Consider the following 12788-nt stretch of genomic DNA (forward strand, 5'->3'; position numbering starts at 1 on the left):
CGTTCGATTTCGCGCGGCCATTCCCGCTGATCCCTCACCCGGCTTCCCCCCGGCCTTCGCCGGGGTCGCCGCCCTCTCCCGCAGGCGGGGCACGGGAAATGCGTTCGGCGCCGATCAGGAATTCGACATTGCCTTCGGGACCGGTGATCGGGCTTCGGGTGATGCCGAGCACGTGCCAGCCCTGCGCGGCGACCCAATCGGCGACTTCGCGGCAGACGCGTTCGTGCACCGCGGGATCGCGGACCACGCCGCCCTTGCCGACCTCTTCGCGCCCCGCCTCGAATTGCGGCTTGATCAGCGCCGCCAGCCGGGCCTGCGCCCTCGCGAAGCGGAACGGCACTTCGAGCACCTTGGCGAGGCCGATGAAGCTCGCGTCGCAGACGATCAGATCCACCGGCTCGGGAATGTGCGCATCGGTGAGGATGCGCGCGCTGGTCTGCTCGAGCACGACGACGCGCGGATCCTGGCGCAGCTTCCACGCGAGCTGATTGGTGCCGCTGTCGACCGCATAGACGCGCGCGGCGCCGCGGCTGAGCAGCACATCGGTGAAGCCGCCGGTCGACGCGCCGACATCGATCGCCACCACGTCGGTCACGTCCCAGCCGAAATGATCGAGCGCGTGCGCGAGCTTGATCCCGCCGCGCGACACCCAGGGATGATCGCGCCCCTTCACATCGAGCACGACATCGTCGGCGAGCTGCTGACCGGGCTTCTCGACCTTGCGATCGCCGGCGAAGACGAGGCCCGCCATGATCAGCGCCTGCGCGCGGGTGCGGCTCTCGGCGAGGCCGCGGTCGACGAGGATCTGATCGGCGCGCTGCTTGGCCATGCGCCGCTTTAGGCGTGGCGCCGCCCGCGCTGCAACCACTCCGGATATAAAGACGATGGCCAGATGGGGCCAAGTGATGCACAAATCTTTTCTGCCGACCGGCAAATTTTGGGGGAGTAACGCCATGACGCCAAGTCCCGCATGCTCTGCGCTTGTCCAGCAATTCGAAGGTTGCGCCAAGAAACAGGCCGATGGGAGCTTCAGCGCCTATCCCGATCCGGGGACGGGCGCGGACCCGTGGACGATCGGCTGGGGATCGACCGGCGCCGACATCAAGCCCGGCGTGATCTGGACCCAGCAGCAATGCGACGCGCGGCTGGCGCAGGATCTCGCGAGCTTCGGCGCGCGGGTGGCCGGCGTCGTCGGCAGCGCGGCGACCAGCCAGCACCAGTTCGATGCGATGGTGAGCTTCGCCTACAATGTCGGGATCGGCAATCTTTCGAGCAGCACCTTGCTGCGGCTCCACAAGGCCGGCGACTTCGCGGGGGCGCAGGCGCAGTTCGGGCGCTGGAACAAGGCGGCGGGCAAAGTGCTGCCCGGGCTGACCCGGCGCCGCGCGGCCGAGGCGGCGCTGTACGCCAGCTGATGCGCGCGCATGCCACCGCGCGGGAAGGCGCGCCGCGGCGGGAGGCGGAACCTCCGGGACGGCGAGGGCTTGAGGCGCTGATGGCGAAGACCGACGATCACGCGCAGCTCTATGTGCGCTTCCACGCGGCAGTGAACATGGCGCCCGCCGAGATCGAGGCGTGGCTCGACACCGACGAGAGCCGCGCGGTCGGCTTCCGCCGCGACGGCGCGAGCGAGAGCGTCGGCCATGCCTCGGGCCGGCGCATCGTGCAGATCCTGCGCACCCGAAAGGCCGATCTCGACGGCGGCGACTATGCCCATATGCGCAAGGTCGTCGGCTTCGTCCGGCGCCATCTGGCGCAGGGGCCGCACGAGGCGCACCGGATTCCCGGCTCGCGCTGGCGCCATTCCTTGATGAACTGGGGGCATGATCCTTTAAAGGACTGACCCCGGAAAACCACGGGAAACGTAGCGGAAATATCGTTACGCCACCGTCCACAGTTTCTTCTCCGTTAAGCGCGCCGCGCGCTTGCCACGCCGGTCCGCGACCGTCACAGCCGTCCGCGACAACCGCAAAAAGGATCGTCGATGGCCGCAGGGGCGATGCTGACCAGGGAACAGCTGTTGCGGATGGTGCAGTTGGTCGAGGCGGTCGCCTCGCGGCAGGGACTCGATGTCGATGCGACGATCGGCTTCCTCCAGGATGCTGCGGCGGCCGGAATGCAGCGCCCCTCCTATAAATCGGTGACCCAATTCGCCGCGGGGATGCGCGCGGTGCGGCTGCGGCGCAACGACGCGCTCGGCACCCCGGTGTTCCGCGATCCGGCATGGGACATGCTGCTCGACCTGCTCGTCGCCGGCGACGAGGCGCGGCCGGTATCGGTCTCGGGGCTTTGCCATGCCGCGGGGGTGCCGACCACCACCGCGCTGCGCCATGTCGACCGGCTCGAGACGCTGGGGCTGCTCAGCCGCGCGCCCGACCCGGACGACAAGCGCCGCTTCTGGGTGGAGGGCACGCCCGGCACGCTCGAGCGGGTGCGCGAGATCGTCGGGCGGCTGCAGGACGAGGCCTGACGCCCCGGCGCGTGCGGACCCGAGGAACACCGATCCGGCCCGCCCGTTGACGCCGACGAACCGGAAAGGGATCGAAATGGCAGGCAGCACGGGCAAGAAGAAGACCGGCACCACGCGGCGCAAGGCCGCCGCCGGCGGCGCCGGCAGGTCCATCGGAATCGGGACGATATCGCTGGGCGCGGCAGTCGCGGCGGTGGCCGCAGCGGCCTTTGCGGCGTTCCGGCTGCGGCGCCCCTCGGCCGAGCATGTGCCGACCGATTTGCTGGGCGACGCGCATCCCGGGCCGAACGACCGCGCCCCCGAGGCTTTCCGCCCCGATCCGACCGCGCCGGTGCCCGCGGGCGAGCGCGACGCGTTCCGCCCCGCGCTGGCCGGCGCCGCCGCGCCGACTTTGGTCAAGGGCGCGGCGCGCGAGAACGAACGGCTCGACGCCGCGCCTTCCTGAGGCCGGCGCGGCCCGCCGCGCAACCTTCGCGCCCGCCGTGCATTTTCTCGCCATCAAGATGTTCACGGGAGAGTAGATATGCGCGCCATCCTTTTGGGATTGCTGGCAGCGGGCGCGGTCGCCGGCTGCACCGACACCGGCTATGGCCCGTCGAGCTACGACGGCGGCTATCGCAGCTATGACTGGAACCGCCCCGATCCGACGTACGGCGGCTATTATGCCGACCGCTATTACCGCGACGACCGGACCTATCGCGAGCGTCGCCTGTCGCGGCAGGATCGCGTCTATCGCGGGCAGGACGGCCGCTATTATTGCCGCCGCAACGACGGGACGACCGGGCTGATCGTCGGCGGCGTCGCCGGCGGCATCTTGGGCAACATCATCGCGCCGGGAGGCTCGGAGCTGCTCGGCACCGCGCTCGGCGCGGCCGCGGGCGCGGCGGCCGGCGCGGCGATCGACAAGAACGACAACGACGTTCGTTGCCGTTGACTTGCGCGGACGCGGCGGCATCCTGTCGCCGCGTCCCGCATGACGACAGGGGGGATTCGAGATGACCACGCGTACCGCCACCGCTCGCTACGAAGGCTTCGGCAAGGAAGGCAAGGGCCGGCTCGACAGCCCGTCGGGGGTGCTCGACTCGACGCCCTACAGCTTCAACACGCGCTTCGGCGACGAGAAGGGCACGAACCCCGAAGAGCTGATCGCGGCGGCGCATGCCGGCTGCTTCACCATGGCGCTGAGCTTCGCGCTGGCCAAGGCCGGGTTCAGCGAAGGCACGCTCGAGACGACCGCGGCGGTCAAGCTCGAGCAGCAGGGCGACGGCTTCGCGATCACCCATTCGGACCTGACGCTCAAGGCCGCGGTGCCCGGCATCTCGCAGGAGCAGTTCGACGCGCTCGCCGCGGGCGCGAAGGCCAACTGCCCGGTGTCGAAGCTGCTCAACGCCGAGATCAGCCTGACCCACACGCTGGCCTGAGGGCATTTCGCGGCGAATTCCCATCCGCTTGATGGAGAATCCGCTGGCGGCGGCATTGGCCGCATAGTAGATTGGCATGTTGCCTGATGGAGTGCGCCATGACGACTGCGCTTGCTCTTCCCGCGAATCTCTCCCTCGTCGAAATCTCGGCCGCGGCGTCGGCGCCGTGGCGCGGGCTGCTCGCCGCATCGGCGGAGGCGCATGTCCCCTATCGCGCCGGCACGCTTTCCGAGCGCAACCTGCTCGGCGCGCGGCTCGACGCGGCGGTGACCCGGGCCGAGGGCGCGGTGCTGCTCGTCGCCGAGGGGGCGAGCTGCTTCGCCACCGCATGGTGGGCGCGGCTCTCGCCGGCGCCCTATGTCTCGCGCGTCGCCGGCGCGCTGTTCTTCGATCCGATCGAGGAAGAGGGCGAGACCGTCGAGAGCCTGCTCGACACCTTCGCCTCGCCGCGCACCAGGCTGCCCTTCCCCTCGATCGTACTCGGGCGCGACGACCGGCGCAGCGCGCTCGCCGCGCGGGTGCAGGCACTCGCCGACGGCTGGGGCAGCGGGATGATCGCCGGCGCGCGCAGCGACGCGGCGCGCCCGCTCCGGCGCACGCGCGGGATCCTCGCGCGCTTCACCGCCGGCGTGGTCGCGCGCGAGGTGCGCACCGGGCGCGCGCTGATCGGGCGTCTCCGCGCGGTCTAGCCGCGCGGGCTCAATGCTCGCGGAAGGACGACCAGAAGCTGCCGAGCAACGGCTCGAGCGCGTAATCGAGCGCGGTGCGCTTGCGCAGCGGGATCAGGATCTGGACCGGCATGCCGGCACGCAGCGCGAAATCGCTGCCGCGGACATTCTGAATCAGCCGGAGCTGATCGAGCGGCACAGTGATCTCGCCGGTGAAATAGCTCATCCCGCTCTTCTCGTCGGTGAAGCTGTCCGCCGACAGGCGCGTGAGCTTGCCTTCGAGATTGGGCAGGTTGCGCTCGTGCAGCCCCGAGAATTTGACGAGGGTGCGCTGCCCGACCGACAGATCGTCGGCATCCTCGGGCGCGAAGCGCGCCTGGATCAGCAGCGGGGTGCGCTCGGGGACGATGTCCATCAGCTTCTGCCCGGGCGAGATGACGCCGCCGGGGGTGAACACCGACAGCCCGACCACCGCGCCGGTGGCGGGGGCGCGGATCGCGGTGCGCTCGAGCTGGTCGCGCGCGGCGGTCCAGCGCGGCAGCACGTCGCCGAGGCGGGTGTCGACGTCGCGGAGATCGGCGGCGCTGCGCTCGCGGAAGCTGCGCTCGGCCTCGAGTCCCTGGATCTCGCTCTCGCGCGCGGCGCCGCGGGTCTGGGCGACGCTGGCGCTGTACTGGCCGCGGCGGCCGAGCAGCTCGGCGCGCGCGCGCTCGAGCTCGCGCATCCGCGTCTGCGACACGAAGCCCTTGTCGGCGACGGGCTTGAGCGCGTTGATCTGGTCCTCGATCAGCCGAAGCTGCTCGGCGGCGGAGACTTCCTGCACGCCATAGCCCTTGCCCTGCTCGCCCGCCTGGGCGACGCGCTGGCCGAGCGCACCGCGCTGCGCGGCGAGCACCGAGGTGCGCGCGACGAGCTCGCTCTGCTGGAGGCGCAGCGCCGCAGCCGCCTCGATGCGATCCTCGGGCGACAGCGCGGCGAACTCGCGCGGCTCGACGATCTGGCCGCGGCCGAGCTGCTCGGCCTCGAGCCGGGCGCGCTGGGCGAGCAGACGGATCGCCTGCGAGGCGAGCGCGCGCTCCTGCGCCTGCACCTCGGCGGCGGCGAGCTGCATCACCAGCTGGCCGCGCTCGACGCGCTGGCCTTCCTTGACGTAGATCCTGCCGACCACGCCGCCATCGCGATGCTGGACCGACTGGCGCTGCCCCGAGACGACGAGCGTGCCGCCGGCATAGGCGGCCGCGTCGAGCCGGACGAACGCCGCCCAGCCGAGGAACAGCACGAAGAACAGCGCCGCGACGATCGCGCCGGTGCGGATGTCCCCGCGCGGATCGGCGACCGGGGGCGCGGCCTGGGGGAGCCCGGTGGAGCCGGGAGCGAGGAGAATCGGCGCGTTCATCCGCTTGCCTTTGCCGTGGGCGGCGCAACGCGCCGGACATTCTGGGGAGCGATCTTGGGCAGGATCTCGTCGCGCGGGCCGTACATCTCGGCACGCCCGTCGCGCAGCACGAGGATCTTGTCGACCACGGGCAGGATGCCGAGCTTGTGCGAGACGATCAGGATCGTGCGCTTTTCCTGCTTGAGCATCGCGAGCGCGGCGACGAGGGCGGCATCGCCCTCGGTATCGAGATGCGCGTTGGGCTCGTCGAGGATCAGGATGCGCGGATCGCCATAGACCGCGCGGGCGAGCGCGATGCGCTGCGCCTGCCCCGCCGAGACGCCGCGGCCACCGAGCTTGAGCTGATGATCATAGCCATTGGGCAGCCGGCGGATCAGCGCATCGGCGCCGACCTTGCCGGCGGCGGAGACCACCGCGGCGTCGATCGCCGCGCGATCCGCGCCGAGCTCGCCGGCGAAGCGCGCGATATTCTCCGCGACCGCCCCCGCGAACAACACCGAATCCTGCGGCAGATAGCCGATATGCCGCGCCAGCGCCTCGGGATCCCAATCGCGGCTATCGGCGCCGTCGAAGCGGATCGAGCCGCGATCGGGCGAGAGCGCGCCGGCGATCGCGCGGGCGAGCGTCGACTTGCCCGCGCCGCTCGGTCCGACGATCGCCACCACTTCGCCGGGCTCGATGCGGAGCGACAAGGCATTGAGGATCGCGCCGTCACGCGCCTCGTTGAGCACGGTGATGCCTTCGAGCGTGACCGCGCCCTGCGGCGCCGGCAACTGGGTGGGCGGAGGCTGATCGACGGTGCCTTCGAGCAGCCCGTTGAGGCTGCGATAGCTTTGCTGCGCCTGCACGATCGTCTTCCACGTGCCGATCAGCTGCTCGATCGGCGCGAGCGCGCGCGCGATCAGGAACGAGGCGGCGAAGATCGCGCCGCCCGAGATCAGATTGTCGACCGCGAGCAGCGCACCGAGCCCGAGCGCGAGCGACTGGAGCGCGAGCCGGGTAAATTTGGTGGCGGTGAGATAGCTTCCCGCCGCGAAGCTCGCCTCGGTCTGCGCGACGAGCATCGCCTCGCGCTGGCGCAACTGGCGCGCGACCACGGCACGGCGCATGCCGAGCGCGCGGATGCTGTCGCTCGAGGCGAGCAGCGCATCCTGATTGGCGTAGGACAGGCTCGCGATCGACTGGGCGCGATCGAGCCGGCTGCGCGTCGCGCGCTCATTGGCCCAGGCGATCAGCGGCAGGATGACGCAGCCGAGGATCGCGACGATGCCGATCCACGGATGCACGAGGAAGCAGACGAGGATGTAGATCGGCACCCACGGCGCATCGAACAGCGCGAGGATGCCCGCGCCGGTCAGCGTGCCGCGCATCGTATCGAATTCGCGAAGCGCCTGGCGCGCAATCGGCAGATCGGGCCGGCCGAGCGTGGCATCGAGGATCAGCGGCGCGAGCGCGGCATCGAGCTGGATCCCCGCGCGCACCAGCAGGCGCGAGCGGACGCGATCGAGCAGCGACAGCGTCGCCAGCGCGAACAGCAGCACCATGGTGAGGAAGAGCAGCGTCTGCAGCCCGCGCGTCGGGACGACGCGGTCATAGACCTGCAGCATGTACAAGGTCGGGACGATATAGAGCAGGTTGACCAACGCGCTGAACCCCGCGGCGGCGAGGAAATGCCGGCGGCACAGCGCGAGCGCCGTGCGCATCGCCCCCAATGGTCGTTCAATGCGCACGCGCGCTCCCCCCGTACGGCAATGCCCCGCGACCGGTGAGGTCACGGGGCACGGCATTGGTATTGATCAATAAAGATAGCGGCAAATCGTCAGAATCCGTGACCGAAATCAACCAGCTTCTGATTGCCCCTGAACAGCCCGTCGAAGACATCGGCGATATCGTCGAGCAGGCCGCCCAAGCCAGGCTGGTGATCCGAATAGTAATCGGGCCCGCCGAACTTGACCAGCGCGGCGTTGTTGACGCCGAGCAGGGTGACGCTGCTCCCCCAGCTGAGGGTGAGCGTGAGATCCTGAACGCCGTCGTGATTGACGTCCTGCACCCGCGTCCGCGTCACCGATACGCCGTCGTCGAGGATGATCTGATCCTCGGCGGTGTTGAAATCGGCGATCGTGTCGCTGCCCTCGAGCCGGCCGAAATGGAAGCTGTCCGCCCCCGCGCCGCCCCACAGCCCATCGTCGCCAAGGCCACCGAACAGGATGTCGCGACCGTTGCCGCCCTTGAGTGTGTCGTTGCCGAGATCGCCGAACAGCACGTCGTTGCCGTCGCCGCCGTCGAGCTTGTCGTTGCCGAGCCCGCCGTTGAGCCAGTCATGCCCGCCGAGGCCGTTGAGCGTGTCGTTGCCGAGGCTGCCCGACAGCTTGTCCTCGCCCGCGGTGCCGTTGAGCGTGTCGGAGAAGATCGTGCCGGTGCGGGTGACGCCGTCGGCGATGCCGGTGACCGTGACGTCGACCGTCGCGGTGCTGGTCAGGCCGTTGGCGTCGGTGACGGTGTAGGTGAAGTGATCGACCTGCTTCGCGCCCGGTGCCAGCGCATCGAACGCATCGGCATCGGCGACGTAGCGCAGCGTCTGCGTCGTGGCATCGAAGACCACGCTGCCGAGCGTCGCGCCGGTATCGACGCCGGTGATCGTCAGCGTCTGGCCGGCATCGGGATCGCTGTCGTTGCCGAGCAGCGCCGCCCAGAGATTGGCGGTCGTCGCATCCTCGTTGACCGCGACCGAATCGCCGGTGGCGACCGGCGCTTCGTTGACGTCGGTCACCGCGATGGTGAAGCCGTGCTGCGCGCTGAGCCCGCCGCTGTCGGTGACCTTGGCGACGATCGCATAGGCCGCGACGGCCTCGTGGTTGAGCGGCGCGGTGGTGGTGATCACCCCGGTTGCGGCGTCGATGACGAACAGCCCGCCGGCATCGTCGACCAGCGCGTAGCTGAGCGTGTCGTTGGCGGTGTCGCTGGCCGAGACGGTGCCGACCACGCTGCCCGCGGGCAGATTCTCGGCGACGCTGGCGTTGCTGAGCGCGACATCGTGCGGCGCCGCGCCGAGGCGGAGCAACGCGAGCTGCGGATCGTGATCGCTCGACTGCGCGCTGGCGGCGAACTGCGAATTGATATGGACCGCGTCATATTGCGCGCCCGAGACCAGCCCGCCGGTGACGAGGATGTTGTCGATCAGCTGCGCATTGCCCTCGTACATGTAGCTGTAGCGCTCCTCCTCGGGCAGCAGGGTGGCGAGATTGGTCATCACGCCACCCTTGGCCGGATCGGTGAGCTGGGTCTGCGCATCCTCGAAATAGAAGCCGTTCCAGTCGCCGAGCACCGCGATGTTCATCGCCGGATCGTCGGCGAGATGGTCGTGGATATAGGCCTTGACCGCGGCCGCCTGCGCGGTGCGCGCGGCATCGCCGGCGTTCACCGCGGGCTGGTGATCGCCCCACAGCGGCTCGCTGACGAGACGCGAGGTGAGGTGGACGTTGATCGTGGTGATCGTCTGGCCGGCGAACTCGAACGCCGCGACGAGCGGACGGCGGCTGCCTTCATAGGCCGCGTCCTCGATCAGCGCGGCGCTGCCCTCGACATAATCGACGCGATCGATGTTGTAGAGATAGCCGTTGCGGATGTTGCCGCCATCGGCGCCGCCGGTCTCGCCCGGCGTGGAGGGCGCGATCTCGACATAGGCGTAGCGCGCGCCCGATTCGGCGTAGATCGCGTCGATCAGCTTCTGCGCGGTGACCGTGCCCGAAAGATCGGGGCCGTTGCCCTCGCCATCGGCGTCCTGGATCTCCTGGACCGCGATGATGTCGGGCCCGCGCAGATTGTAGACGATATTCTCGGCGAGCACCTCGAAGCGGGTTTCGCCGGGCCAGAGATTCTCGACGTTGAAGCTCGCGATCGAGAGATTGTTGGCGTCGCCGTGGAGCGCGGTCTGCTCGCGCCCGAGCGTGACGTCGTTGGTGACGGTGACGGCCTCGGTGACCAGCACCTCATATTTGTTCTGGGCATAATTGACGATGCCGGTGACGCTGCTCAGCTGATCGCCGATCGAATGCCCGGGCGCATAGCCGCCGAAAATCGCCGAATCGTCGTCGATCTGGATCTTCTCGGGATTATAGTCGCCATCGGCGATGGTGATGCCGCCGCGATCGTTGACGCCGGTCGCGCCTGCGCCGTGCGAGGCGACGACGTCGGTCTCGCCATATTCGTTGGTGTTGCTCACGGCCTGCGGCGTGTCGATCGTCACGCGCATCCCTTCGAGCGATTCCCAGAAATCGATGCCGTCATGCTGCGGATCGAAAGTGCCGAGGCCGTCATCGTCGATCGTGTCGGTCGGCGGCAGGATGCCGCCCGCACCGATCACCACCGCGGCCGGCAGCGCGTTGCCGCTGCTCTCGACCGTCGTGGTCGGCGAGACGATCTGGGTGACGCCGAGCGCGGTGTGCGACGCCTGGAACTCGTCGACGACGCCCTGCACCCTGACGCCGTCGCCGACCAGCACGGTCGGCGCGTCGCCGGTGTAGACGAAGATCGCGTCGGAGGTCGCCGCATCGCCGTCGCCGGTCGCCGACTGGAGATAATAGCCGTTCGAATCGACCGCGGTGACGATGCCGTGGGTGATCACCTGCTGGCCGTCATAGTCGGAGACATGGCCCGCGCCCTGGATCGTGCCGATCGCCAGCTCGATCAGATCGTCGTTGACGATCGTGCCCTTGGCGGTTCCGTCGACGATCGTGACGTCGCCGGTGGCGTTGCCGAGCTGGATCGTGAGCGATTCGTTCGACTCGCCGAGCGTGTCGCCGTTCACCGGGATCACGATCTTCTTGCTATATTCGCCGGGCGCGAAGCTGATCGTGCCCGACAGCGGGGTGCCGGCGGCGAGATCGTCGGCGCTGGCGCCGCCGTCGAACTGGATCGCATAGTCGGCGCTGCCCGACAGCGCGCCGCCGCCCGAACGGGTGACGGTGATGACGAGGTTGGTCGTGCCGGCATCGCCCTCGATCACGCGCGCGTCGTGGATCTTGAGCTGGCCGGGAACGTCGCCGGCGAGGATGGTCTGGCCGGCGTTGAGCGTGCCGAAGCTGTCGTCCGAGGCCGCGCTCCATGTGAAGTCGCCGCCAAGCGTGCCGTTGCCCTTGAGCTGGAGCGACCAGCCTTCGGGCGAGCTCGTGTCCTCGGAGACGTTGATGTCGGTGCTGGTCATCCCGCCCGCCGGGGTGCCCGCGGCGGCGGTGAAGGTGCCTTCGTAGGAGAGCAGCTGGATCACGGTGCCGTCGGGCGCGATCAGCGCGACGCCGTCGGCCTCGCCGTTCTGGATGCCCGAGCGGGCGAAGGCGAGCGCGCCGAAGCCGTTGCTCTCGTCGTCGATCACTCCCGACAGGTTGACCGTGGTATAGGTCGGCGCCGCGTCGGGGGTGTTGGTGCCGTTGTAGAAGACCAGCTTGTAGCCGGCGAGATTGGTGCCCGCGACGCCGGCGATCTCGATCGCCTCGGCCGAATCGGTGCCGTCATTGTCGTAGTGGATCTCGTTGATGAACACGTTCGCGGTCGGCGCGGGCGGCGCCGCGTCGTCATTGTTGATCGTGCCGGTCGCGCTGGCATCGCCGAGCGTGGCGCCGCCCTGCGGATTGCTCAGCACCACGTCGAGGGTCTCGTTGGGCTCGAACGCGGTGTCGCCGCTGATCGGGATACGGATCTCGGCGGTGGTCGCGCCCGCGGCGAAGCTCACGCTGCCGGTCAGCGGGGTGCCGGCGCCGAGATCGGCGGCGTCGGCCGCGCCCGCGCCGCTGCCGAAGCGGATCGCCCAGCTCGCCGAGACCGGTCCGTCGCTGCCCTCGGCGCGCGTCACCACGAACACCAGCTCGCGCACCCCGGCATTGCCTTCGTCGACGGTCGCGTCGGCGATGCTGAGCTTGCCCGGGGTCGGCGGCGGCGGGGTGCCGTCGAAGCTCTGCCCGACATTGACCGTGCCGGGCGTGTCGTCGCCGATCAGCGCCCAGTGGAAATCCTCATAGGTCGTGCCCGAGCCGACAAGGCCCACCGAGGTGCCGTTCTGATTGCCGTCCTCGTACACGCCGATATTGACGCTGGTCATGCCGGCGGCGGGGCCGCTCGCCGCGATGAAGCTGCCTTCCCAGCTGAGGAACTGGACGACGGTGCCGTCGGGCGCGACGAGCGCGACGCCGTCGGGCTCGCCGGCTGCGCCGCTGCCGCCGTTCTGGATCGCCTGATTGGCGACCGGGTAATTGATGCGGAAGGTGCCGAAGCCGCCCTGCTGATCGGCGATGACGTCGGCCGCGGTCAGCGTGACGGTGCTATAGGCCGAGCGCTGGCTGGGATTGCCGTTGTACAGCACGACCTTCCAGCCGACCAGGCTGGTGCCCGCGGGACCGGCGATCTCGAGAAACTCGCCTGAGTCGGTGCCGGCATTGTCATAGTGAATCTCGTTGATGAAGACGTTGGTCGGCATGGCTCGCCCCTGTTTTGGCGCGGCCGGAGCCGGCGCGCTGGATGCTATCGATCGTCGGAAGGACTCTCGGAGCGATGGCTAGGGAGCGATGATGACAGCACGGTTGCGCGGCTCAAGGCCCACGTCGCGCCATCCGACATTTTCGTCGAATTTCGGGACGGTCGCGGCGCAGGACGATATCGTCGCCATGGCTGCGCTGCCCCGTGCCGGGACGCGGCCGGCCGCGGGGACGGTGGGCTGGACCGCAAAAAGCCCGCTGCCATTTGTGGTGGCGAGCGGGCTTTTGGGTTGTGGCGATTTCTGGTTGCGGGAGCAGGATTTGAACCTGCGACCTTCAGGTTATGAGCCTGACGAGCTACCGGGC

11 protein-coding genes are annotated in these 12788 nt (G+C 69.3%); 7 read left to right on the top strand and 4 right to left on the bottom strand.

All coding sequences use genetic code 11. The features are described 5' to 3' along the window. Positions 1-34: 34 nt before the first annotated feature. On the bottom strand, positions 35-829 hold the full coding sequence (locus tag E5A74_RS09895) for a TlyA family RNA methyltransferase (RefSeq protein WP_135984311.1): 795 nt from the start codon (positions 827-829) through the stop codon (positions 35-37). Between the two features lie 124 nt (positions 830-953). Between E5A74_RS09895 and E5A74_RS09900 the strand changes: the two genes are divergently transcribed. From E5A74_RS09900 to E5A74_RS09930, 7 genes are all read left to right on the top strand, one after another. Beyond that, the gene (locus E5A74_RS09900; RefSeq protein ID WP_240699751.1) at positions 954-1415 is read left to right on the top strand and encodes a lysozyme; all 462 of its coding nucleotides are present in this window, start codon (positions 954-956) and stop codon (positions 1413-1415) included. 80 nt (positions 1416-1495) lie between these two features. Beyond that, positions 1496-1843: a DUF3140 domain-containing protein gene (locus tag E5A74_RS09905; protein WP_135984315.1), complete on the top strand. Its 348-nt coding sequence runs from the start codon at positions 1496-1498 to the stop codon at positions 1841-1843. A 141-nt stretch (positions 1844-1984) separates the two neighbouring features. After that, a complete protein-coding gene (locus E5A74_RS09910) occupies positions 1985-2470 on the top strand; it encodes a MarR family transcriptional regulator (RefSeq protein WP_135984317.1) in 486 nt (161 codons plus the stop codon). Between the two features lie 76 nt (positions 2471-2546). Beyond that, the gene (locus tag E5A74_RS20905; protein ID WP_166745722.1) at positions 2547-2915 is read left to right on the top strand and encodes a hypothetical protein; all 369 of its coding nucleotides are present in this window, start codon (positions 2547-2549) and stop codon (positions 2913-2915) included. A gap of 78 nt (positions 2916-2993) precedes the next feature. Continuing rightward, positions 2994-3404 (top strand): glycine zipper 2TM domain-containing protein, encoded by a 411-nt coding sequence (locus tag E5A74_RS09920; RefSeq protein ID WP_135984321.1) that lies wholly within the window; start codon positions 2994-2996, stop codon positions 3402-3404. Between the two features lie 61 nt (positions 3405-3465). Further along, entirely contained in the window at positions 3466-3891 is a 426-nt protein-coding gene (locus tag E5A74_RS09925; protein ID WP_135984323.1) for an OsmC family protein, read from the top strand. A 98-nt stretch (positions 3892-3989) separates the two neighbouring features. After that, positions 3990-4580: an alpha/beta hydrolase gene (locus tag E5A74_RS09930; protein WP_166745723.1), complete on the top strand. Its 591-nt coding sequence runs from the start codon at positions 3990-3992 to the stop codon at positions 4578-4580. Between the two features lie 10 nt (positions 4581-4590). On the opposite strand, the gene E5A74_RS09935 is transcribed toward E5A74_RS09930, so the two are convergent. The 3 genes from E5A74_RS09935 to E5A74_RS09945 all read right to left on the bottom strand — a co-directional run bounded on the left by E5A74_RS09935 (position 4591) and on the right by E5A74_RS09945 (position 12424). Beyond that, entirely contained in the window at positions 4591-5955 is a 1365-nt protein-coding gene (locus tag E5A74_RS09935; protein ID WP_135984327.1) for an HlyD family type I secretion periplasmic adaptor subunit, read from the bottom strand. Beyond that, positions 5952-7658: a type I secretion system permease/ATPase gene (locus tag E5A74_RS09940; protein ID WP_135984398.1), complete on the bottom strand. Its 1707-nt coding sequence runs from the start codon at positions 7656-7658 to the stop codon at positions 5952-5954. The genes E5A74_RS09935 and E5A74_RS09940 overlap by 4 nt, the downstream gene beginning before the upstream one ends. Before the next feature lie 116 nt (positions 7659-7774). Further along, complete coding sequence (locus E5A74_RS09945) at positions 7775-12424, bottom strand: Ig-like domain-containing protein (RefSeq protein WP_135984329.1); 4650 nt, start codon at positions 12422-12424, stop codon at positions 7775-7777. Between the last annotated feature and the right edge of the window lie 364 nt (positions 12425-12788).

Origin of the sequence: Sphingomonas naasensis (assembly GCF_004792695.1) — a bacterium.
Taxonomy (GTDB): domain Bacteria; phylum Pseudomonadota; class Alphaproteobacteria; order Sphingomonadales; family Sphingomonadaceae; genus Sphingomonas; species Sphingomonas naasensis.

Bases quoted from the DNA above. Each gene is read 5' to 3' on its own strand.
- E5A74_RS09895 (WP_135984311.1), bottom strand. From the start codon at position 829: ATGGCCAAGCAGCGCGCCGATCAGATCCTCGTCGACCGCGGCCTCGCC.
- E5A74_RS09900 (WP_240699751.1), top strand. From the start codon at position 954: ATGACGCCAAGTCCCGCATGCTCTGCGCTTGTCCAGCAATTCGAAGGT.
- E5A74_RS09905 (WP_135984315.1), top strand. From the start codon at position 1,496: ATGGCGAAGACCGACGATCACGCGCAGCTCTATGTGCGCTTCCACGCG.
- E5A74_RS09910 (WP_135984317.1), top strand. From the start codon at position 1,985: ATGGCCGCAGGGGCGATGCTGACCAGGGAACAGCTGTTGCGGATGGTG.
- E5A74_RS20905 (WP_166745722.1), top strand. From the start codon at position 2,547: ATGGCAGGCAGCACGGGCAAGAAGAAGACCGGCACCACGCGGCGCAAG.
- E5A74_RS09920 (WP_135984321.1), top strand. From the start codon at position 2,994: ATGCGCGCCATCCTTTTGGGATTGCTGGCAGCGGGCGCGGTCGCCGGC.
- E5A74_RS09925 (WP_135984323.1), top strand. From the start codon at position 3,466: ATGACCACGCGTACCGCCACCGCTCGCTACGAAGGCTTCGGCAAGGAA.
- E5A74_RS09930 (WP_166745723.1), top strand. From the start codon at position 3,990: ATGACGACTGCGCTTGCTCTTCCCGCGAATCTCTCCCTCGTCGAAATC.
- E5A74_RS09935 (WP_135984327.1), bottom strand. From the start codon at position 5,955: ATGAACGCGCCGATTCTCCTCGCTCCCGGCTCCACCGGGCTCCCCCAG.
- E5A74_RS09940 (WP_135984398.1), bottom strand. From the start codon at position 7,658: ATGCGCACGGCGCTCGCGCTGTGCCGCCGGCATTTCCTCGCCGCCGCG.
- E5A74_RS09945 (WP_135984329.1), bottom strand. From the start codon at position 12,424: ATGCCGACCAACGTCTTCATCAACGAGATTCACTATGACAATGCCGGC.